Here is a 20,454-nt window from a genome sequence, read left to right on the forward strand (position 1 = left end):
TTCAGGCCGCGTTGCGGCCGATGAGCGTGACCTCGCTGATGGCTGTGTAGTCGCGTCCGAGCGGACCGGCCCCCGGAGGGGTCACGGACGTGATGGTGAGGGTGACCGTGCTCGTCTCCACCGGCGGCACCTTGAGCCGCTGCATCGCCGGCCGCTCCGCGAAGGTCTGCTCGACCGAGGTCCCGTCGTCGAAGGTCCAGGTGGCACTCAGGATCCGCCGGTTGTTGGGGTACCAGTCGACGCCGGCGACCTTCTTCGCGTAGCCGTTGACCAGGCCCACCCGGTTGACCACGCCGGGCGCGGCGAGGGTGATCGTGATCGACTGGCCGGACGCGTCGCCGGCCATCCGCCAGGTCGTGGCGGGGTTGCCGTCGCCCATCTGGCCGGCCTCGTAGGCGACCAGGTTGCCGTCGAAGTCCTGCGTCGGCGGGGCGGTGGCGGGGGCGGTGAAGGTGGCGGACTCGGCGAGGTCGAGCCGCTTGCCGACTCCCTGCGGTGCGGCCGAGGTGCCGGAGTCGTCGGGCTCGTCCGAGGTGGCGCCGTCGGGGTCGGCTGCGGCGCTCGACCCGCTTCCCGGCTGCTCGCTGGTGGTGTCGTCCACGGGATCGCTGTCGAACACCTGCAGCAGGACGAGGACCAGCGCGACCAGGGCCAGGGCGCCCCCCACCCAGAACATCCAGGCCGTGCCGGTCAACGGCGCATCCGGCTCCAGCTCGTCGACCTCGTGGTAGGGGAGCAGGTCCCGCTCGGGGTCCCACTCGACGACCGGAGCGGGCGGCAGGGGAGTGGGATCGGCCGCCTGCACGGGAAGTGCGACGGGCGGGCCCTCGCTGACCTCGGCCTCAGGCGCGGGGGCGGGCGGCTGGGGAGCCGGGGCCTTCTCTGCGGGCTCGGCGACCCCAGGCTCGGCGACCGCGGGTCGGCGCACCACGGTCTGCGACGGGGCCACGTGGGGCACGGCCGGAACGGGCGCCCCGATCGGGTGCCCGCAGTTGAGACAGAACCGCCCCACACCGAGGTCGGCCCCGCACTGCACACACGTGTCCACGTGGTCACGATAGGCGGCCCCACCCACCATCGGGCGTTGTTCGCCGCTCAGACGGCGATGTGGGGCACTTCTCCCTCGACCACACGGCGGGGCGCGAGCTCGACGGTGAGCATCGCGACGAGCACCATCGAGCCGCCCAGGAGCAGGCGGGTGGTGAGGTCCTCACCACCGAGCCACACCGCGAAGAACGACGCGAAGACCGGCTCCATGCTCATGATGATGGCGCTGCGCGTCGGCGGCAGGTGGGCCTGAGCCCACGTCTGGCCGAGCAGTCCGAGGGCGCCGACGACGACCGCCATGTAGCCCACCGAGACCCAGTCGGACGTGCGGTCGGGCAGCACGATCCCGTCGTGCACCGTCGCCAGCGTGCAGACCAACGCGATCACCATGATCTGCAGGATCGTCATTCCGACGGCGTCCTGGGCCGTCGACCAGGCACCGAGGCCGACGATGTGGAGGGCGTAGAGGACGGCCGACGACAAGGTGATCAGCTCGCCGTAGCCGATGCTGAAGCCGTTGAGCGCCAGCACGCCGAGGCCGACCGTGGCCAGCGCGACGGCCACCCACGTGATCGGCGGGATGCGGGTCCGCAGGATCGCGGCGGCGAGGAGCGGCGTGCAGACGACGTACAGGCCCGTGACGAAGCCGCTGATGCTGGCCGGGGTGTGCGCGAGCCCGGCCGTCTGGAGGATCTGGGCGACGCCGTAGAGCAGGCCCAGCACGACCGCGTGGCGGCGCACGACCGGGGAGAGCCGGCCGAGCGCCTTCGGTGCCACCAGCAGCAGGGCCAGTGAGGCGATGGCGAAGCGGACCGCGAGGAAGTCGAGGGTCGGCACCCGGTCGAGCAGGTCCTTGATGAGGAAGAACGTCGAGCCCCAGCAGGCGGCCACCGCCAGCAGCGCGACGGCTGCGAGCAGGGTCGTACGACGGTCGTGCGCGGGGTCCACGGACGCAATCTAGGGCGTCAGATGAGGAACAGCGTGATCGTGGAGCCCTTCGGCACCTGCTCGCCCTGGTCGGGGTCGGAGCTGAAGACGAAGCCGAGGCCGAGGTAGTTGTCGGCCTCCTCGGTGCGCACCTCGAAGCCGAGACCCTGGAGCAGCTCGGTGGCGGCCTCGGCGCCCATCGCCCGCACCCGGGGGACCTCCACGAGCTCGGGGCCCTGGGAGACGACGAAGGAGACGGTGTCGCCTCGGAAGAGGGTGCCGGTCGTGGGGTCCTGCGAGATCACGTCGCCCTCGGGCACCGTGTCGCTGTACTCCTCGCCGGTGACGCTGACCTCGAGCTGGCGCTTCTCCAGAGCCGCCTTGGCGGCGTCGAAGGACTTGCCCGTCCAGTCCTTGACGGTGATGGGCTTGCGGCCCTTGCTGAGCACGAGGTCGACGGCGGCGCCGGGCTTCACCGTGGTGCCGGCCTTGGGCGAGGTGCGGATGACCTGCCCCTCAGGGACGGTCTCGCTCCACCGTCCGACGCTCTTGCCGAACACCAGGTTGGTCGCGGCCAGCGCGTCCTGGGCCTGGTCCTCGGTCTGCCCCTCGAGCGGCGGCACGTCGTAGCGCTCGGGGCCGAGCGAGAGCGTCAGGGTCACGGTGCCGCCGTCGAGCACCTTGCCGCCGGGCTCGGGATCGGTGGCGATGACCAGGCCTGCAGCGACGTTCTCCGAGTACGCCGGGTCGCCGGCCTCCGCGTCGAGACCGGCTCGCTCGAGCAGCGCCCCGGCAGCGGACTCGTCGAGGCCGAGCACAGCAGGGGTGGTGGTGTAGCGGGCCCAGCCGAACCAGTACGCGCCGACGCCGACTCCAGCGACGAGCAGGAGGGCCAGCAGCAGCACGACCGGTCCCTTGACGGAGCGCCGCCTGGCCGTGGTGGTGACCGGTGCGACCTTGCTCGGTGCGCGCGGAGGCTTGCGGGTCGGCGCTGGCGTGCGGGCGGTGGTGCCGTCGGGTCCGCGGACGGGCATGGCCGTGGTGACCGGCGCCTCGTCGACCACGGGGGTGACGGGTGCCGCTGCCGCGGGATGGCGCTCCAGGGCGGTGGTCCGGTCGGGGCTGCCGTCGTCGACGAGGCCGGACTCCTTCGGGTCGACCTCGGTGAGCAGCGCCAGGGCCGCGGCGTCGAAGGGCTGGGGCATGGTGTGGTCGACGCCCTCGTCGGCACCGTCACTGACGTCCGGTGCGCGGCGGGGCATCAGGTCGGCGGCCAGCTCCGGGTCGGACTCGAGGCCCTCCCGCAACGCCTGCGCGACCCGGTGCACGTGGTGCAGCAGGACCGACGCGTCCGCCGGTCGCTGGCTGCGGTCACGCGAGGTGGACCGGGCGACCAGCGCGTCGACGTAGTCGGGGATGCGGGGCTCGGCGAGCGAGGGGAGGGGCACGTCGTGGTGGACGTGGCGGTAGGCGACCTGGATCGGCGACTCGCCCTCGTGCGGTTTGCGACCGGTGAGCAGCTCGTAGAGCACGACGCCGACCGCGTAGACGTCGGCGCGGGCGTCGGCCCGGCCGTCGACGACGAGCTCGGGCGCGAGGTAGGAGACCGTACCGATCAGCACGCCTCCGGTGGCGGTGTGCTGCGTGTCCGCGCTGACCGCCTTCGCGAGGCCGAAGTCGGCGACCTTCACCTGGCCGCCGTGCGCCTCGTCGGCGATGAGCACGTTCTCGGGCTTCACGTCGCGGTGGACGAGCCCCGCGCGGTGGGCCGCGGCGAGCGCGGAGACCACCGGCTCGAGCAGCGCGAGGGCCCGGGCCGGAGTCATCGGCGACTCCTTGCGGATCACGTCGCGCAGCGTGTGGCCGGGGACGTACTCCATCACGAGGAAGACCGTGTCGGTGCCGTCGGAGGTGTCGTCGCCCTGGTCGTAGACCCCGACGACGTGCGGGTGGTTGAGCCGGGCCGCGGCGCGCGCCTCGCGGACGAAGCGGGCGGCGAAGTCCTCGTCGTCCCCGAGGCCGGGGTGCATCACCTTGACCGCGACGGTGCGGTCCAACCGGGTGTCGGTGGCCTCGTAGACACTGGCCATGCCGCCGCGCGCCACGCGTGGGCCGATGCGGTAGCGACGGTCCAGGAGCCGTCCGACCAAGGGGTCGCCGGCTGCACCGGGCGCCGCTGCGCGGGCGTGCTCGGGTGGCTCCACAGTCGACCTCCAACGCCGGACGGGGAAGGACCCGGCGCGACCATCGTACGGAAACAGCCCGGCAGGCTGCTCCCTGTCACCGCTCCGGCGTGGCGTCCGGACGCGCCGGACCTCCCTCAGCAGGCGTCGGCGTACGTGCTCAGCTCGAGCTGCGGCGCCTTGATCGAGCGCTCGTTGGGCGCGCGCATCGTCCAGTAGCGCATCCAGTCCATCTGCATCCGGGCCGGGTGCATCTTCTTGCCACCCTGGGCGCGCAGCTCGAACTTCAGCTGGCGGCGCACCGGGTCGAGGGCCGCGTCGCGACGCTCGGTGCGCACGACGTGGGCGTCGACGAACCACGAGATGTGGTCCTCGGCGACCTCGACGGCGTAGGTGTGCCAGCGCTCGTTCTTCAGGTGGCGGTCCTTGAAGCCACGGAAGGAGTTGTTCGGCAGCGTGTGCACGTAGGACTTCACGGTGTTCCTGCCGAGCGTGAAGTTCTCCAGGGCGATGTCGCGACCGCCGCAGTGCTGGTCGCGGTCGCCGGCGGGCACGAGCTCGGTGACCACCTTGTAGTTGCTGCCGCCCGGGGTGGTGCCCGTGCGGCGGGCGCGCGCCCGGATCTCCCAGCGGCCATAGGTGTGACCGGGCAGGTCGAGCTTGGCCGAGACGCTGCCCCGTCGCGTCGTCATCAGGGTGAGCATGCCGTTCTGAGTCCGCACCACGCCGCGGCCCGCCGTCTTCCAGTACGCCGGCTTGGCGCCGACGAACTCTTGGCGGAACACGCCGTACTGGTACCAGCCGTAGGTGTTGCCGGCATGGATCGGGCCGGGCGCACCGTGCACGTGGTCGGCCGCGGCGGGGGAGGCCACCGGCGAGAGCGTCAGGGCCAGGAGCCCCACGAGCGCAGCGGCGAGGGCGGATCGGAGGGAACGCATCCGGACACCGTACGAACGCGCCCGTCCGCCGACAAGTCCGCGCCGCCCGCCCGGGCGCGCGTCAGGCCGGCGGCCGGCCGTCCTCGAGCCGTCGCTTGATCGCCTCCACGTTGCCGACGTAGTCCCGGGTCTCGTCGTAGAGGCCGTGCCGGCGGACCGCGCCAAGGCCTTGGTAGTAGGCGCCGATCGTGTGCGCACGACGGTCGGTGTGGGACGCCAGGACCCGGAGCAGGAGCACCCCCGCCGCGGCGTTGTCCCCGAGCGTGCGCAGGTCGAGCGGGCGTCCGGCGTAGTGCTCCATCCACCGCCCGGTCGAGGGCAGCACCTGCATCGCTCCGATGGCACGGGCATCCGACACGACGCCCATCTGCCAGCCCGACTCCTGCCAGGCGACCGCCAGCGCCAGCTGCGGGTCGACGCCGTGGTTGCGGGCGGCTCCGGCGATCACCCGGCGCACCTTCTCCCGGTCGCCGTCGGGGTGCTGCCACATCGTCGTGCGACCACCGCCCCGCGCACCCTTCGCCACGACGGGGACCACGATGCGCTGCCCGACCCGCAGGTGCCCGTCGCGACCGAGGTGGTTGTGGGCGATCAGCTCGGCCGTCCACGCGTGGAACCTCGTCGCGAGCCCCGACGCGGTGTCGCCCGGCTGCACGACGTACGGCACCGCGCGGCGGCCGTCGGGCAGCTGCTCGTGGTCGGCATGGGCGGGTGCCGCGACCAGCGTCGCGGTGGCCAGGCCGAGGGCGAGCCCGGCAACGGCGCGGGGGAGCCGTGCGGCTCCTCGGGGTCTGGCTGGTCGGGGTCGGGTCTCGCGGGGCATGGCTGCTCCTCGTCCCGTCCGCTGCGCCTACGGGGCCGAGGCCCGTAGGGGGGAAGCGCGCGAACGAGCACTCGACGTTAGCGACCGGGCCAGCCGGACGCGAGGCGCCGGATGGGTCGGGCGTGTCGCGCGTGACAGACTCCGCCCATGAGTGACGCCCCCCTCGCCGACCGTGACCTGGCCGCCCTCGTGCCCGAGTGGCTCGAGTGGGGCGAGGTGGCCCAGCTGCTCGGTGTGACCCCCGCCAAGGTGCGCTCGATGGTCAAGGACCACGAGCTCGCGCAGGCCGTGCCCGTCCCCGGCGCGGGCCCCCGGGTGCCGGCCGCCTTCATCCAGGACGGCCAGGTCGTCAAGGGTCTCCCCGGCCTGCTGACCCTGCTGCACGACCACAGGTTCGACGACCGCGAGTGCATCGCCTGGCTCTTCACCGACGACGACCTCCCGGGCCGCCCGATCGACGCGCTGCGGGAGAACCGCGGCAGCGAGGTCAAGCGCCGCGCGCAGGTGCTGGAGTACTGATGGCGGCGCCGGTGACGGGCCGCCAGCGCTTCCAGTGGGGCCTGCTCCTCCTGGTCGCGGTGATCCTCCTCGCCTGGCTGTTCGTCGACGACACCGGCCAGGACGCCCCGAGCGGCTCGTCCTCGTCCCCCTCGTCATCCCCCTGGTCGTCCCCCTCGTCGTCCCCCTCGTCGTCCCCGAGCGAGGGGCTGACGACCCCCGACTCCTCCACGGGCCCGACCGACGACACGGGCGGTGACGGTGGCACCGACCCCGAGAGCGGCCTGCCGATCGTCCAGCTGGCCGACCTCCCGCCGGAGGCTGCCGAGACGCTCGACCTGATCGACGCCGGCGGGCCGTTCCCGGAGGACCGCGACGGCGTCACCTTCGAGAACCGCGAGGACCTCTTGCCCGACCACCCCGTGGGCTACTACAAGGAGTACACGGTCCCCACTCCCGGCTCCGACGACCGCGGCGCTCGGCGCATCGTGGTCGGAGAGGACGGGGAGCTCTACTACACGGGCGACCACTACAGCTCCTTCTCACGCATAGCGAGGTAGCCGACATGAGCGGACTGGCAGCGGTGCTGGCGGGCCACGAGCCCCCCGGCATCCACCTCTGGCACGGCGCGTTCGCCGTGGGCGACGTACGCCACACGGTGGAGCACGCCGGCTGGGCCTTCGGCCACGTCGACGGCTGGACGACGGCCGACACCAAGGCCGGCTTCCTCGCAGCAGTGGGCGAGACCCTCGACTTCCCCGACCACTACGGCCAGAACTTCGACGCCCTCGCCGACTGCCTCCACGACGTGGGCACCGGCGTCGCCGGGGTGGTGCTGCTGTGGGACGGTTGGGCGACCCTCGCCCGCGCGGACGAACGTGCCTTCAGCATCGCGCTCAGCGTCCTCGGGTCCCGCGTCAACGCCGACCGCGGCGTGCCCTTCGCCGTCCTCCTCCGCGGCGACGGCCCGCCCGTGCCGGGGATCACCAGTCTGGACTAGGAGAGCACCAGTCCGCAGCGCACGGATCGCCCCAGCCTCCTCAACCCACGCGCGAGCGGAGCGAGCGCCAACTACACCGTTCTCTGCGTCGCTGCAGCGGCGAGCTCGGTGAGGACGGTGCGGGCGTCGGGGTCGACGTCGGCGGCGTGGAGGGCCTCGACGGCGCGGTCGGCGAGGTGGCCGATGACCTCCTCGACCTGGGCGCGCGCGCCGGAGTCGTCGATGATGCCGCGCAGCTCGTCGACGTCGGCGGCCGTGAGCGGCGTGCCGAGGGCGTCGTCGAGGCGCTTGGCCTGCGCCGGGGGAGCGGCGTCGAGCGCGAGGGCCACGAGCACGGTGCGCTTGCCCTCCACCAGGTCGTCGCCGGCGGGCTTGCCGGTCTCCGCGGGGTCGCCGAAGACGCCGAGCAGGTCGTCGCGCAGCTGGAAGGCCTCGCCGAGCGGCAGGCCGAAGCGGGTGAGCTGCTCGAGCTGTACGCCGGTGGCGCCCGCGAGGCCCGCACCGATGTGGAGCGGGCGCTCGATGGAGTACTTCGCCGACTTGTAGCGCAGGACGGTCATCGCGGTGTCGACGTCGGCCCGGCCCCGGGCCTGAACGGACACGTCGAGGAACTGCCCGGCGATGACCTCGTTGCGGCACAGCTCGAAGAGCCGGAGCCCTGACGCGACCTCGTCGGGGCCGAACCCGCTGTGGCGCAGCATGTCGCCGGCCCAGCCGAGCTGGAGGTCGCCGAGCAGGATCGCGGCGGCGGCGCCGTACTGGGCCGCGTCGCCCCGCCAGCCGGCCTCCCGGTGCTCGGCCTCGAAGGCGCGGTGGGTGGCCGGGCGTCCGCGACGGGTGTCGGAGGCGTCCATGTAGTCGTCGTGCACCAGGGCGCTGGCGTGCAGCATCTCCAGGGACGCGCAGGCGCGCGCCAGCGCGGCGGCGTCCTCGACGTCCGGCCGGATGGCGCGGTAGCCCCAGTGGCAGAAGGCGGCCCGGAAGCGCTTGCCGCCGCGGACCGCCGTACGCGCTTCGGTGATCAGGCGGGCGGCGTCGGGGCCGAGCACGGCCAGCTCGGCCGCGCGGTCATCGAGGAACGCGTCCAGCACCTCCTGGACCTCGTCGCGGAAGGCTGCGGGGTCCCAGGTCGTCACCTATTCAGCCTAAACATGGGACGGCACACCCCGGACGCCGCATCCCTCCGTAGGCTGTTGCGTATGACGCACGCACGGGGACTGAGCATGCGCGAGCTGCTCGCGCGCGGAGACCGATCCTTCTCCTTCGAGTTCTTCCCGCCCAAGGACGAGGCGGGGGAGCAGCAGCTCTGGCAGGCGATCACCGAGCTGGAGCCCTACGACCCGACCTTCGTGTCGGTCACCTACGGCGCCGGTGGCACCACGCGGGACCGCACCGTGGCGATCACGGCGCGCATCGCCCGCGAGACCGGCATGCTGCCGGTCGCCCACCTGACCTGCGTGGGGCACACGACCGGCGAGATCGAGGCCATCCTCGACGACCTGGACGCCGCGGGGGTCCGGCACATCATGGCGCTGCGCGGCGACCCGCCGAGCGGTCCCGGCACGCCCTGGACGCCCACCGACGGCGGCCTGACCTACGCCAGCGAGCTGGTGGCGCTGATCCGGCGGCGTCCCGACATGCGCATCGGCGTCGCGGCCTTCCCCGAGGGCCACGTGGACGCGGCCGACCTCGACCAGGACGCCCGCGTGCTCAAGGCGAAGTACGACGCGGGGGCCGAGTTCGCGGTGACCGACATGGTCCTGCGGGCCTCCGACTACATCGCGCTCCTCGAGCGGGCCGAGGCTGTCGGCGCCGACCTGCCGATCATCCCCGGCATCATGCCGATCCTGAACCTCCGCTCGATGGAGCGCATGGTCGAGTTCTCGCGCCGCCAGCTGCCGCAGGAGGTCCGCGACCGTCTCACCCCGTACGCCGAGGACCCGCAGGCGCTGCGGTCGGAGGGGATCGCCATCGCGACCGAGCTGTGCGAGGCGCTGCTCGACGCCGGGGCCCCGGGCCTGCACTTCTACACGCTCAACCGGTCGAAGGCGACCCGCGAGATCTTCGACAACCTGCGCATCACCGTCTGAGCGCTCGCACCCTCGCGGGCGCACTACGGTGACGACATGCGCACCGTCACCGTCACTGGGACCGGCACCGCCACGGTGGCACCCGACAGCGCCGTCGTGCGGGTCGCCGCGGTGGCCCGCGGCGCCGGCGTCGCCGAGGCCTACGACGCCATGACCGCGGCCGCGGCCGCCGTCGTCGAGGTGGCCGGCCGCCACACCGAGCCGCGCCGCATCGGCTCGACCGGCATCTCGGTGTGGCCCTTCCACGACCACGAGGGCCGCCGCCAGGGCTACGAGGCCCGCCACGCCTACGCGATCGCCTGCGCCGACCTCGCCGGTGCCGGCGAGATGCTCGGGGAGCTGGCCCGCGCGGTCGGCGACGGTCTCGCGGTCGACAGCGTCGGCCTCGAGGTCACCGAGGACCACGGCGCCGGAGCGAAGGCGCGCGAGGCCGCGTTCCACGACGCCCGGGAGAAGGCGGCCGCCCTCGCCAGGATGGCCGGCGCGGGGCTCGGTGCCGTCCAGTCGGTCGCCGAGGGCGGTGCCGGCGACGGCCCTGGCCCGATGCCCAAGCTGGCCATGGCGCGTGACTCCGGCGGCACGATCGAGCCGGGCGAGTCGACGGTGACGACGACCGTCACGGTGGTGTGGGAGCTGGCCTGATCAGGCCCGACCGACCAGCTCGGCCACCAGCGCCGCGCTGAGCCCGGCAAAAGGCAGCCCGGAGCCGGTCGTGGCATGGGCGCCGGCCGTCAGCACGCCCGGCACCGGTGTGCGGGGGCCGAGGCGGGCGCGAGCGGTGCGCGGTCCCTGCCACAGCACGCCGTGGGGCGAGCCGCCCCACTGCTCGACGAGGTCGCGGGGGGAGCGGTCGACCCGGGTGACCACCTGCCGGCGGACGTCGAGGCCGCGCCGGGCCAGCGCGAGGAGCGGGTCCTCGGCCAGTCGGCCCCGACCGAGCACCGTCCAGGCCGCCCCGCCCTCCGGGGCCCGGCCGCCCGTGCGCACCACGAGCAGCGGGTCGCCGTGCAGGACCACCTCGTGGGCGAGGTCGGGCACCTCGCCCTGCAGCCCGACGTGGCACACGACCGGCGGGATCGCCGGCATCGTCCTCCTGACGTACGTCGCCAGCGCGGGGAGGCGGCGCGGGTCGATCGCGACCACGACCCGCTCGGCAGGGACCTCGCCCTGCGCCGTACGCACTCCGGTGACCCCTGCGACGCCGACCGCGAGGTCCACGGCCTCGGTGCCGGTGAGGACGGTGACGCCACGCAGGGCCAGCCGCTCGGCCATCGCGGTGCCGAGCGCGGCGAGCCCGCCCGGCACGGTCCAGGCACCGAAGCGCTGCTCGAGGTAGACGTCGACGCCCGCGAAGACCGGGACGTCACCCAGGTCGTGGCCGTCCATCACCAGCCGGTGCCCGGCCACCAGACGCAGCCGCTCGTCGGTGAAGGTGCGACGCAACCGCTTGTGCAGCGACTCCCGGCGGCCGAGCAGGTCGGTGAGGGCGCGCGGCGCCACGTCGGCGTCGAAGGGCCGCTCGAACCACTCCTTGCGCAGCAGCTCCCACACCTCGCCGTACGCCGCCACGTGCTCGACCCACTGCCGGCCCAGTCCGGGCGCCAGGGCGTCGACGGCGTCGAGCTGCGCCGCCCGGGAGCCCCCGGGCAGCCGCAGCGCCGTGCCGTCCTCGAAGCGGTGCTCGCGCACCAGGTCGAGCGGCTGCAGGTCGACCTCGCGCTCGAGCGGGCGGCCGGACTTGCGGAACATGTCGCGCACGACGGCCGGCAGCAGCGTCGTCGACGGTCCGGCGTCCCAGGCGAAGCCGTCGCGCTCCTCGGTCGTGAGCGCGCCACCGAGGTGCGCCGACCGCTCGAGGAGCGTGACCTCGTGACCGAGCTTGGCTAGCCGGGCAGCCGCGGCCATGCCGCCGAAGCCGCCACCGACCACCACCACGCGCGTCACGGAGGGACACCCTAGGTGTGCGGGTCCTCACACGACCTGGCGGACCGGGTCCCTGTTCTTCCAACGTCGCCAGCCGCGGCGGACCAGCCGGCCCAGCACGAGCAGCATCACGAGCCCCGCCAGCAGGAGGACACCGGCGATCGCGGCAGCGGCCTCGGGGTGCTGGAGGGAGAACCAGACGACGCCCAGGACCGCCACGTCCTCGGAGAGGCTGGCCACGACGTTGGTCACCGGCTCCGGGGAGGAGTTGATGGCCAGGCGGCCTCCGGCCTTGGCGAGGTGGCTCAGCAGCGCGGTGCCGCCGCCCACGACGCCGAGGACGGCCTGGTCGAGCGAGTCGGCGTCACCGGCGAGCAGCACGCCGATCACGGCGCCCGCCGTCGGCCGCACGGCGGTCGAGATCGCGTCCCACGTGGAGTCGATGTAGGGGATCTTGTCGGCGATGAACTCCATCGCGTAGAGGAAGCCGGCCACGGCAAGCACGTCCCAGCGCCCGAGCACGTCGGGGACGTCGGTGAACGACCCCACCCGGTCGGCGATGCCGAGGACGAGGACGACGAGGTAGGCGTTGATGCCGCTCGCCCAGCCGCTGGAGAAGGTGAGGGCCAGGGCGTCCACGGTGCTCTCCTCGGGATCGGTCGGGCGATGGGGCGAAGGTAGCGTCTCCGGGTCGTCAGTCGACGTCGACCTCGACGGCACCGGTCATCTCGACCAGCTCGTCGTAGGTCGTGGAGAAGACCGCTGCCGGGTGCCCGGCCGCGGCCCACACGACGTCGTGCCGGCGCAGCCACGGGTCGATCCACGTGCGGACGGGCGCGGGGTGGTCGATCGGGGAGACGCCCCCGATCACCTGCCCGGTGTGCCGGCGCACGAAGTCGGGATCGGCGCGCTTCAGGCGCCCGACCCCGATGCGCTCGGCGACCTTCGCGGTGTCGACGCGGTGGGCGCCGGAGGTGAGGATCAGGACCGGCTCGCCCTCGGCGTCGAACAGCAGGCTGTTGGCGATGGCGCCGACATCACACCCCAGCGCGGCCGCGGCGAGTGCCGCGGTGTGGGCGCTGTCGGGCAGGATGACCACGTCACCCGTCCCGCCGCGGCGGGACAGCTCGCCTCGAAATGAGGTGATGGATGTGTGCTCGCTCGACATGATGGCGAGCCTAGCGACGACGACCGATGAGCCGAGGGAGTGTGCATGGCGCGCGACGTGCCTGGATCCGTGGTCAACAGCATGCGAGTGCTGGGACTGATCGTGGCGACCTCGGCGGTGATCACGCTGCTCATCTGGCTGATGCGCGACGACGTCATCCTCGGCTGGGCCGAGGGCAACCCCTCGGCGCAGGAGCTCCTCGCGCAGGGGGGCATCGACACCCTGCGGGGGAGCCCGATCGTGCCCGGCTTCGTGGCGCTCTCGGTCGTGGCCTTCGTCGGGTTCGCGGCGCTCGCACTGGTGCTCGCCTCGTTCTTCCTCGGCGGTCACGGGTGGGCCCGGATGGTGCTCACCGCCACGGCCGGCGTCGGCGTGCTGGTGGGCGCCGTCGCCCTCGACTCACACCTGCCGACCGTCTTCGTCGTGCTGTCCGCGCTCGTGATCATCGAGGGGCTGGTGCTCTCCTTCTTCCTCTGGCACCGCGACACCAGCGCCTACCTGCGCCAGGTCTGAGCGCCGAGGCCGCCGACCGCGCCCCGCTCGTCCTCCGGGTTCGCCGATTCGCTTGACGCGTTGTCGGTGCGGGGTAGTACCGTTCTGGGTGTTCGAACAGATGTTCGATGCGACCCGGTGGCGGTGACCTCGACCCCCATCGCCACCGGGTCGACCCCGGGGTCGACGGACGTGTCGAGGAGGCGCAATGAGGCAGTACGACGACCCCGTCGAGGTGCGACGAGGCGAGACCGAGGACCCCGACCAGTTCCTGTGGCGCGGGCGGCTGTGGAAGGTCCGCGCCGTGGTGGCGCACTGGGTGGAGACCGGGCCGTGGTGGCAGGCCGCGGTCCGCTCGGGCGGTGGCGGGGCCGAGGCGGCGGCCGTCGACCTGGTCGCGGAGCGCGAGCTGTGGCGGGTGGAGGCCGGCCGCGGGATGCCGAGCGCTGCGCAGGAGTCCTACGGCGTCTTCGACCTGTCCTTCGACTGGACCGACGGGCGCTGGCAGCTCGTCGGCTGCCTGGACTGAGGGCGCCGCGATGACTCCCCACCTGCTCCCGGCCACCGCCCACTCCTACCTCGAGCGCTCGGCGACGTCGCTGCGCGACGCGATCACAGCCCGTGACGTGCCCACGCGCTATGCCTGCGCCCACGTCGCCGCGCTGTGCGCCGCCGCTGCCCTGCTGGCGGCCCGGGCCCGGCCGGCGCCACGGGCACGGCGCCAGAAGAACGCCTGGGTCCTGCTCACCGAGGTCGCTCCCGAGCTCTCCGAGTGGGCGAGCTTCTTCGCCGCGGGGGCGTCCAAGCGCGCCGCCGCCGAGGCCGGCTCGACCCGTGCGGTGACCGAGCGTGAGGCCGACGACCTGGTGCGTGACGCCGACCGGTTCCTGGCCGTGGTCGAGCAGGCGCTCGGTCTGGTGCCCCACGCCAGCGTCGCCTGAGGGAGCGTGGTGTCACCCGACCCGTTCGTCCACCTCCACGTCGCCTCCGGCTACTCCTTGCAGTACGGCGCGTCCCATCCGCACGTGCTGGTCGAGCGCGCCGCCGAGCAGGAGATGGACGCCCTCGCCCTCACCGACCGCGACGGCACCTACGGCGCGGTGAAGTTCGTCCGGGCAGCCCGACGCGCCGGCATCAGGCCGGTGCTGGGCGTCGACCTGGCGGTCGCGCCCGGCGCCACCCGGGCGCACACGGCCCGTCCGCGTCGCACCCCGGCGCGGGGCGGCGCGGTCCGCGACCAGTCCCTGCAGCAGGGTGGCAGCGGCCGGGTCACCTTCCTGGCCAGTGGCCGGGCGGGCTGGGCGGCCCTGTGCCGGATGGTCTCCGCGGTGCACCTGTCGGGGGAGCGCGGCCGACCGGTCGCGACCCTCGACGTGCTCGCCCCGCACCTCGCCGCCGGCGACGTGCTGGTCCTCCTCGGTCCCGGCTCGGAGCTGGGGGCGGCCGCCACCCGACGGCGCGACGACCTCGGTCTGGCCGTGATCGCGCCGTGGCTCGAGCTGGTGCCACGCACCAGCCTCGTCGTGGAGCTGGTCTCGCACCGGCTCGGCGGTCGCGGAGGGGAGTGGGGGCCCGGCACCTCCTCGCACGCCGCACGGATGGCCGGCATCGCCCGCACCGCCGGGCTCCCCACGGTCCTGACCAACGCGGTGCGCTACGCCGACCGCCTCGATGCCCCGACGGTCGACGTCCTCGACGCGGCCCGGCGGCTGGTCCCGCTCGGGTCGGCCAGCCTGCGTGACATCGGCCCCGGGACCAGCCGCGGCAACGCCGAGGGGTTCCTCAGGACGGGCAAGCAGATGCACGAGGTCGCCGAGGAGGTCTGCCGGCTCTCCGGGCTCGCGCACGACAGCCACGGTGAGGCCCGGCGGCTGCTCGCCCGCACGCGGGCGGTGGCCGACCGGTGCGCGCTCGACCCCCGCACCGACCTCGGCATCGGCGAGGTGCACTTCCCCGAGCTCGAGCTCGCGCGGGGCGCGTCGCCAAACCAGATGGCTGATGCGTTGCTCCGTCAGCGGTGCGAGGCGGCCATCGGCGACCGCTACGGCTCCGCGCCCCGGATGCGGATCTGGACGCGCCTCGACGACGAGCTCGAGACGATCCGGGTCCTCGGCTACGCGTCGTACTTCCTCACCGTCGCCGACGTCACCGACCTCATCGGGGAGATGGGCGTGCGCCGGGCGGCCCGGGGGTCGGGCGCCGGCAGCCTGGTCAACTACCTCCTCGGCGTCTCCGGCGTCGACCCGATCCGCCACGGCCTGCTGATGGAGCGGTTCCTCTCGCCGCTGCGCACCTCGCTGCCCGACATCGACGTCGACGTCGAGTCCGCCCGCCGCGAGGACGTCTACCGCGCGATCCTCGACCGCTTCGGCGGGGAGCGGTGCGTGTGCGTGTCGATGATGGACACCTACCGCGTCCGCCACGCGGTGCGCGACGTCGGCGCCGCCCTCGGGATGCCGCCGGGGGAGGTCGACGCCATCGCCAAGGCCTTCCCCCACGTCCGTGCCCGCGACGCCCGCCAGGCCCTGCGCGACCTGCCCGAGCTCCGGGCCAGCGGCCTCGGCGACGGCGCTCTCGACCGGTTCTTCGGGCTCGTCGAGCGGCTCGACGGGCTGCCGCGCCACATCGCCGTACATCCCTGCGGGGTGCTGCTGTCCGATGCCACGCTGCTGGACCGCACCCCCGTCGAGGCGTCGTGGGCGGGGTTCCCGATGAGCCAGTTCGACAAGGACGACGTCGAGGAGCTCGGCCTGCTCAAGCTCGACGTGCTCGGCATCCGGATGCAGTCGGCGATGGCCCACGCGGTCGCCGAGGTGCGGCGCGTCGACGGCGTCACGCTCGACCTCGACGACGAGTCGCAGGTGCCCTTCGACGATCCCGACACCTACGCGATGATCAGCCAGGCGCGGACCCTCGGCGTCTTCCAGATCGAGTCGCCCGGCCAGCGCGAGCTCGTCGGCAAGTCCGGCATCGAGAGCTTCGAGGACATCATCACCGACATCTCGCTCTTCCGGCCCGGCCCGGTCAAGAGCGACATGATCACCCCCTACCTCGAGGCCAAGCACGGCTGGACGACCGCCCACTACCTCCACGACGACCTCCGCCCGATCCTCGAGCAGACGCGCGGGGTGGTGGTCTTCCACGAGCAGGTGATCGAGCTGATCGCCCAGCTCGCCGGCGTCTCCCTCGCCGAGGGCGACGAGAAGCGGCGGTCGCTCGGCCACCCCGAGGGCATGGCCGCGACCAAGGCGTGGTTCTTCCCGCGCGCGCTCGGCCAGGGCTACGACCTCTCCCTGGTCGAGCAGGTCTGGGCGGTGCTGGAGGCCTTCGCGTCGTTCGGCTTCTGCAAGGCCCACGCCGCCGCGTTCGCCCTCCCGACCTACCAGTCGGCCTGGCTCAAGGCGCACTGGCCGGCACACTTCCTCGCCGGAGTGCTGACCCACGACCCCGGCATGTATCCCAAGCGCCTCATCCTCGACGACGCGCGCCAGCTCGGCGTCGGCGTGCTCGGGCTCGACGTCAACGCGAGCACGTCGACCTACGTCGTGGAGCGAGGGGAGTCGGAGGAGCGGCACGCCATCCGGCTCTCGCTCACCGACGTCAAGGGGATCAGCCAGGCCGAGGTCGCGCGCATCGTCGAGGCGCGCGACGGCGGCCCCTACGTCTCTCTGTCCGATTTCTTCCACCGGGCGCGCGTCTCGCGGCCGGTGCTCGAGCGACTCGTCCTCGCCGGCGGCTTCGACCGGGTCTACGGCATCGGCCCGGGCGACCAGGCGGTCCACCGTCGCGGACGGGTGACACGACGCGACCTGCTGCTCCAGGCGGCCGAGCTCGACCTGCTCGCCCGGTCCATCGACCGGGCGTCGCGGACCCGCGGTCGTGGGCTGTCCGGCACGCGGTCGGCGCCCCCAGCGACCGCCGCGGCGGCCGAGGCCGCGGTGCGCAACAGCTCCGACCCGTCCGTCCGGCAGGGCGCCGACCCGACCGAGCGCCATGCCCTGGCCGACGGCGGCGTGTGGGCACGCGCGTCCGCCCAGTCGCAGGCGCCGCGAGCGGTGACGGCCGCCGACTCGGTGCAGCTCACCCTGCGGTTGGGCGACGAGCCCGGCGAGCCGGGGGAGCGGTCGACCGGGCTGCCGGAGATGACCACCGCGGAGCGGATGCGCGCCGAGCTGGAGATCCTCGGCCTCGACGTGAGCCAGCACGCCGTGGCCGGCTACGACCCGTTCCTCGACGCGCTCGGCGTGACCCGCAGCCGCGACCTGCTGCGTCGCCGCAGCCGCGCCGAGCTGCTGGTCGCCGGGGTCAAGGTCGCCACCCAGACGCCACCGATCAAGTCCGGTCGCCGGGTCGTCTTCCTGACCCTGGACGACGGGACCGGCCCGGTCGACGCGACCTTCTTCGAGGACGCCCAAGGGCCCTACGCCGCGACGGTGTTCTCGTCCTGGCTGCTCCTCGTGCGGGGCGAGCTGCGTCGCACCGGCCGTCGTGGTGTCTCGCTGCGGGCGACCGGCGCGTGGGAGCTCCCGGTCCTGCATGCGCTGTGGCAGCAGGCGCCCACGTCCCAGGACGGCATCGAGCGAGTCCACGCCGAGCTGGCACGGGTGCCCGAGCGGGTCGCAGCCGAGCCGGACACCCGGCGGGTGCTCGTCCACACCAGCGGGTTCCGGGTCTCGCCCTACTCTGACGTCCAGCCGGCCGGTGACCCCGCCAAGGACGTCGCCCGCCGGTTGTGGCACCGCAGTCCCGGGAGCCCGGGATGACGCGCGCCACGGCCTTTCCTCGGACCGCCCGCACCCGTGGGGCCATCCCGACGCACGACCTCGCCGGGACGCACCGGTCGCACGCACTAGGGTTGCCTCCATGGCCCAGCCCTCCGCCAGCGACCGTCGCCAGTCCGTCCGCACGGGCGTGGTCTGGGACGGCGTACGTTCCCTGCTGGGGGGCGGAGAGCTCGGTGCCGAGCAGGCGCGCATCGTCGACATCGGCGGTGGCACGGGCGGTTTCGCGGTGCCGCTGGCCGAGCTCGGCCACACCGTCCAGGTCATCGACCCCAGCCCCGACGCCCTGGCCGCCCTCGACCGCCGCGCCCGCGAGCGCGGGGTCGCCGACCGCGTCAGCGGCCAGCAGGGCGACCTCTCCGACCTGCCCGACCTGGTCGACGAGGTCGACCTCGTCCTCTGCCACGGCGTCCTGGAGATGGTCGAGGACCCTGCCGCCTCCCTCGCCGCCATCGCTGGCGTGCTGCGCAGCGGCGGTCACCTCAGCCTCCTGGTCGCCCAGCGCCACGCAGCCGTGGTCGCGCGCGCCATGGCCGGCCACTTCCAGGCCGCGCGCGAGCTGCTCGACGGCGACCGCGCGACCGGCCGCGGTGGTCACCGCTTCACCCACGACGAGGTTGTCGACCTCCTCGGCGCGGCCGGCTTCGAGCAGCCGAGCGTCCAGGCCGTCCGGGTGTTCGCCGACCTGGTGCCCGGCAGCCTGCTCGACCTCGAGCCCGGTGCCACCGGGGCCCTCGTCGAGCTGGAGCGTGCCGTGGCGACCCGCCCCGAGTACCTCCCGCTGGCCACCCAGCTGCACGCGCTCGCCCGCCGCTGACCGACCCGCGGTCGGGGGACCACGATGACCGACACCCCGATCCTGCACGTCGACATGGACGCCTTCTACGCCTCCGTGGCCCTGCGCGAGCGCCCCGACCTCGTCGGTGAGCCGGTGGTGGTCGGTGGCAGCGGGCGCGGCGTGGTGCTCGCTGCCAACTACGTCGCCCGCCGCTACGGCATCCGCTCCGCGCTGCCGATGACCCGCGTCCGGCGGCTCTGCCCGCACGTCACCGTGCTCGAGCCCGACTACGACACCTTCACGAGCGTCTCCGCCTCGGTGATGGAGACCTTCCGCGAGGTCACCCCAGTGGTGGAGGCGATGTCGCTGGACGAGGCATTCCTCGACGTGCGGGGCTCGCTCCGGCGTCTCGGGCAGCCTGCCGAGATCGCCGAACGGCTCCGCTCGACGATCCACGACGAGCAGGGCATCACGTGCTCCGTCGGCGTCGCTGCGTCGGTGTCGGTGGCCAAGCTGGCCAGTCGGCGGGCCAAGCCCGACGGTGTCATCGTGGTGCCGCCCGCCCGGGTCACCTCGTTCCTGCACCCCCTCGACGTCGGCGAGCTCTACGGCGTCGGGGAGAAGACGCAGGCGCTGCTCCACCGCTTCGGACTGCTCACCGTCGGCGACGTGGCCCACACCCCGCTCGACACCCTGCAGCGCGCCGTCGGTGTCCATCTCGGCCGTCACCTGCATGACCTGGCATGGGGCACCGACCGCGCCGAGCTCAACCCGACCTCCGGCCCCCACGAGCCGGAGCGCTCGATGGGGGCCGACGAGACCTTCGGCCGCGACACCGACGACCGCGACGTCATCGTGCGCGAGCTGCTGCGCCTCTCGGCCCGGGTCGGCGGCAGGATGCGGGCGGCGGGCGTGGCCGGGCGGACGGTGACCCTCAAGGTGCGGTTCGCCGACTTCACCACCATCACCCGCTCGCGCACCCTGCCCGAGGCCACCGACGTGACGGTGGAGATACATCGTGCGGTGACCCGCCTCTACGACGCCCTCGGCCTGCAGCGGGCACGGCTGCGACTGGTCGGCGTCCGCGTCGAGGGACTGGTCGCACGGGCATCCGTGCAGCGCCAGCTGGTGCTGGGGGAGCCCGAGCACGGCTGGGCCGAGGCCGACCGCGCCGTCGACCTCGCGACGCGGCGGTTCGGCTCCGCCGCCGTGCGTCCGGCGAGCCTGGTCTGAGCGCCGGAGCCGCTCCGCGTCGGCCGGTGTGACCAAGTCGCCCCTGCGTGGGGGTGATTTTTCTGAGGACGCCTACCGTAGGGGCACCGGCGTGCCTAGACTTGGCCGTAGAGGTGAGGAGGAACCGTGGAGCTCTCCGAGGAAGAACTGCGACTGCTCGAGCAGATGGAGCGCGCCCTCGTCGAAGAGGACCCGAAGCTCGCCTCCACCCTGCGTGGCACGTCGTTCCAGCGCGCTGCCCGCCGGCGGATGATCCTCGGCGGCGTCATCCTCGCCGCCGGTGTCGGCCTGCTCATCCTCGCGGTGCTGCTCGACCAGGGCGTCGTGGTGCAGACAGTCGTCGGTGTCCTCGGCTTCGTCGTCATGCTCGGCGGCGCGATCCTGGCCCTCACCTCGGCGCGCGGCCCCGGCGCGGCCCCCGTGGCCAAGGGCCGCCCCCACGGCCGTCCCGGGTTCAGCGTCATCGACGGCGGCCGGGCCCACCGCCCCTCCCGCCAGCGCAACGGCAGCCCCTTCATGGAGCGTATGGAAGAGCGGTGGCGCCGCCGCCGCGAGCGCGGCTTCTGATCCATC

At 73.6% G+C, this 20,454-nt stretch carries 21 protein-coding genes; 12 read left to right on the plus strand and 9 right to left on the minus strand.

Annotated features, from left to right (window positions below; translation table 11 throughout):
- Position 1: 1 nt before the first annotated feature.
- From ASC64_RS04275 to ASC64_RS04295, 5 genes are all read right to left on the minus strand, one after another.
- Positions 2 to 958, minus strand: coding sequence for an NADase-type glycan-binding domain-containing protein (locus ASC64_RS04275; protein ID WP_156385016.1), 957 nt, complete (start codon positions 956 to 958; stop codon positions 2 to 4).
- A gap of 137 nt (positions 959 to 1,095) precedes the next feature.
- Positions 1,096 to 1,995 carry a DMT family transporter gene (locus ASC64_RS04280; RefSeq protein WP_056906309.1) on the minus strand — a complete coding sequence of 300 codons (900 nt, stop codon included), beginning with the start codon at positions 1,993 to 1,995 and terminating at the stop codon, positions 1,096 to 1,098.
- 17 nt (positions 1,996 to 2,012) lie between these two features.
- On the minus strand, positions 2,013 to 4,178 hold the full coding sequence (locus ASC64_RS04285) for a Stk1 family PASTA domain-containing Ser/Thr kinase (RefSeq protein WP_056906310.1): 2,166 nt from the start codon (positions 4,176 to 4,178) through the stop codon (positions 2,013 to 2,015).
- A 116-nt stretch (positions 4,179 to 4,294) separates the two neighbouring features.
- The gene (locus ASC64_RS04290) at positions 4,295 to 5,095 is read right to left on the minus strand and encodes a glycoside hydrolase family 16 protein (protein WP_056906311.1); all 801 of its coding nucleotides are present in this window, start codon (positions 5,093 to 5,095) and stop codon (positions 4,295 to 4,297) included.
- Positions 5,096 to 5,156: 61 nt separating this feature from the next.
- Positions 5,157 to 5,918, minus strand: a complete 762-nt coding sequence (locus ASC64_RS04295; protein ID WP_056906312.1) for a lytic transglycosylase domain-containing protein — start codon at positions 5,916 to 5,918, stop codon at positions 5,157 to 5,159.
- A gap of 147 nt (positions 5,919 to 6,065) precedes the next feature.
- Here ASC64_RS04295 and ASC64_RS04300 point away from each other — a divergent pair, with 147 nt between their 5' ends.
- From ASC64_RS04300 to ASC64_RS04310, 3 genes are read left to right on the plus strand one after another with little or no spacing between them, the layout of a single operon-like run.
- Complete coding sequence (locus ASC64_RS04300) at positions 6,066 to 6,437, plus strand: Rv2175c family DNA-binding protein (protein WP_056906313.1); 372 nt, start codon at positions 6,066 to 6,068, stop codon at positions 6,435 to 6,437.
- On the plus strand, positions 6,437 to 6,976 hold the full coding sequence (locus ASC64_RS04305) for a ribonuclease domain-containing protein (RefSeq protein ID WP_056906314.1): 540 nt from the start codon (positions 6,437 to 6,439) through the stop codon (positions 6,974 to 6,976). The genes ASC64_RS04300 and ASC64_RS04305 overlap by 1 nt, the downstream gene beginning before the upstream one ends.
- A 5-nt stretch (positions 6,977 to 6,981) precedes the next feature.
- A complete protein-coding gene (locus tag ASC64_RS04310; protein WP_056906315.1) occupies positions 6,982 to 7,416 on the plus strand; it encodes a barstar family protein in 435 nt (144 codons plus the stop codon).
- Between the two features lie 71 nt (positions 7,417 to 7,487).
- Here the strand turns inward: ASC64_RS04310 and ASC64_RS04315 are convergent, their stop codons facing one another.
- Complete coding sequence (locus tag ASC64_RS04315; RefSeq protein ID WP_056906316.1) at positions 7,488 to 8,552, minus strand: polyprenyl synthetase family protein; 1,065 nt, start codon at positions 8,550 to 8,552, stop codon at positions 7,488 to 7,490.
- A gap of 63 nt (positions 8,553 to 8,615) precedes the next feature.
- Here ASC64_RS04315 and metF point away from each other — a divergent pair, with 63 nt between their 5' ends.
- Both metF and ASC64_RS04325 read left to right on the plus strand, forming a co-directional pair.
- Entirely contained in the window at positions 8,616 to 9,506 is an 891-nt protein-coding gene (metF, locus tag ASC64_RS04320) for a methylenetetrahydrofolate reductase [NAD(P)H] (RefSeq protein WP_056906317.1), read from the plus strand.
- A 36-nt stretch (positions 9,507 to 9,542) separates the two neighbouring features.
- Positions 9,543 to 10,148 (plus strand): SIMPL domain-containing protein, encoded by a 606-nt coding sequence (locus ASC64_RS04325; protein WP_056906318.1) that lies wholly within the window; start codon positions 9,543 to 9,545, stop codon positions 10,146 to 10,148.
- Here ASC64_RS04325 and ASC64_RS04330 read toward each other — a convergent pair whose 3' ends face one another.
- Genes ASC64_RS04330 through ASC64_RS04340 form a run of 3 tightly spaced genes read right to left on the minus strand, consistent with a single transcriptional unit; the run spans position 10,149 to position 12,597 of the window.
- Positions 10,149 to 11,450: a phytoene desaturase family protein gene (locus tag ASC64_RS04330; RefSeq protein ID WP_056906319.1), complete on the minus strand. Its 1,302-nt coding sequence runs from the start codon at positions 11,448 to 11,450 to the stop codon at positions 10,149 to 10,151.
- Between the two features lie 27 nt (positions 11,451 to 11,477).
- Positions 11,478 to 12,068 carry a DUF4126 domain-containing protein gene (locus tag ASC64_RS04335; protein WP_056906320.1) on the minus strand — a complete coding sequence of 197 codons (591 nt, stop codon included), beginning with the start codon at positions 12,066 to 12,068 and terminating at the stop codon, positions 11,478 to 11,480.
- A 55-nt stretch (positions 12,069 to 12,123) separates the two neighbouring features.
- Positions 12,124 to 12,597, minus strand: a complete 474-nt coding sequence (locus ASC64_RS04340; RefSeq protein ID WP_056906321.1) for a YbaK/EbsC family protein — start codon at positions 12,595 to 12,597, stop codon at positions 12,124 to 12,126.
- Between the two features lie 45 nt (positions 12,598 to 12,642).
- Here ASC64_RS04340 and ASC64_RS04345 point away from each other — a divergent pair, with 45 nt between their 5' ends.
- From ASC64_RS04345 to ASC64_RS04375, 7 genes are all read left to right on the plus strand, one after another.
- Entirely contained in the window at positions 12,643 to 13,110 is a 468-nt protein-coding gene (locus ASC64_RS04345) for a hypothetical protein (RefSeq protein ID WP_056906322.1), read from the plus strand.
- A 187-nt stretch (positions 13,111 to 13,297) separates the two neighbouring features.
- A complete protein-coding gene (locus ASC64_RS04350) occupies positions 13,298 to 13,618 on the plus strand; it encodes a DUF6504 family protein (protein WP_056906323.1) in 321 nt (106 codons plus the stop codon).
- A 10-nt stretch (positions 13,619 to 13,628) separates the two neighbouring features.
- Positions 13,629 to 14,030 carry an SAV_6107 family HEPN domain-containing protein gene (locus ASC64_RS04355; protein WP_056906324.1) on the plus strand — a complete coding sequence of 134 codons (402 nt, stop codon included), beginning with the start codon at positions 13,629 to 13,631 and terminating at the stop codon, positions 14,028 to 14,030.
- Positions 14,031 to 14,039: 9 nt separating this feature from the next.
- Positions 14,040 to 17,852: a DNA polymerase III subunit alpha gene (locus tag ASC64_RS04360; RefSeq protein ID WP_056906325.1), complete on the plus strand. Its 3,813-nt coding sequence runs from the start codon at positions 14,040 to 14,042 to the stop codon at positions 17,850 to 17,852.
- A gap of 100 nt (positions 17,853 to 17,952) precedes the next feature.
- Positions 17,953 to 18,687, plus strand: a complete 735-nt coding sequence (locus ASC64_RS04365; RefSeq protein WP_056906326.1) for a methyltransferase domain-containing protein — start codon at positions 17,953 to 17,955, stop codon at positions 18,685 to 18,687.
- 24 nt (positions 18,688 to 18,711) lie between these two features.
- The gene (gene dinB, locus ASC64_RS04370; RefSeq protein ID WP_056906327.1) at positions 18,712 to 19,881 is read left to right on the plus strand and encodes a DNA polymerase IV; all 1,170 of its coding nucleotides are present in this window, start codon (positions 18,712 to 18,714) and stop codon (positions 19,879 to 19,881) included.
- Positions 19,882 to 20,007: 126 nt separating this feature from the next.
- Positions 20,008 to 20,448 (plus strand): DUF3040 domain-containing protein, encoded by a 441-nt coding sequence (locus ASC64_RS04375; RefSeq protein WP_056906328.1) that lies wholly within the window; start codon positions 20,008 to 20,010, stop codon positions 20,446 to 20,448.
- The last annotated feature ends 6 nt before the right edge of the window (positions 20,449 to 20,454 follow it).

Source organism: Nocardioides sp. Root122, from assembly GCF_001425025.1.
Classification (GTDB): Bacteria; Actinomycetota; Actinomycetes; order Propionibacteriales; family Nocardioidaceae; genus Nocardioides.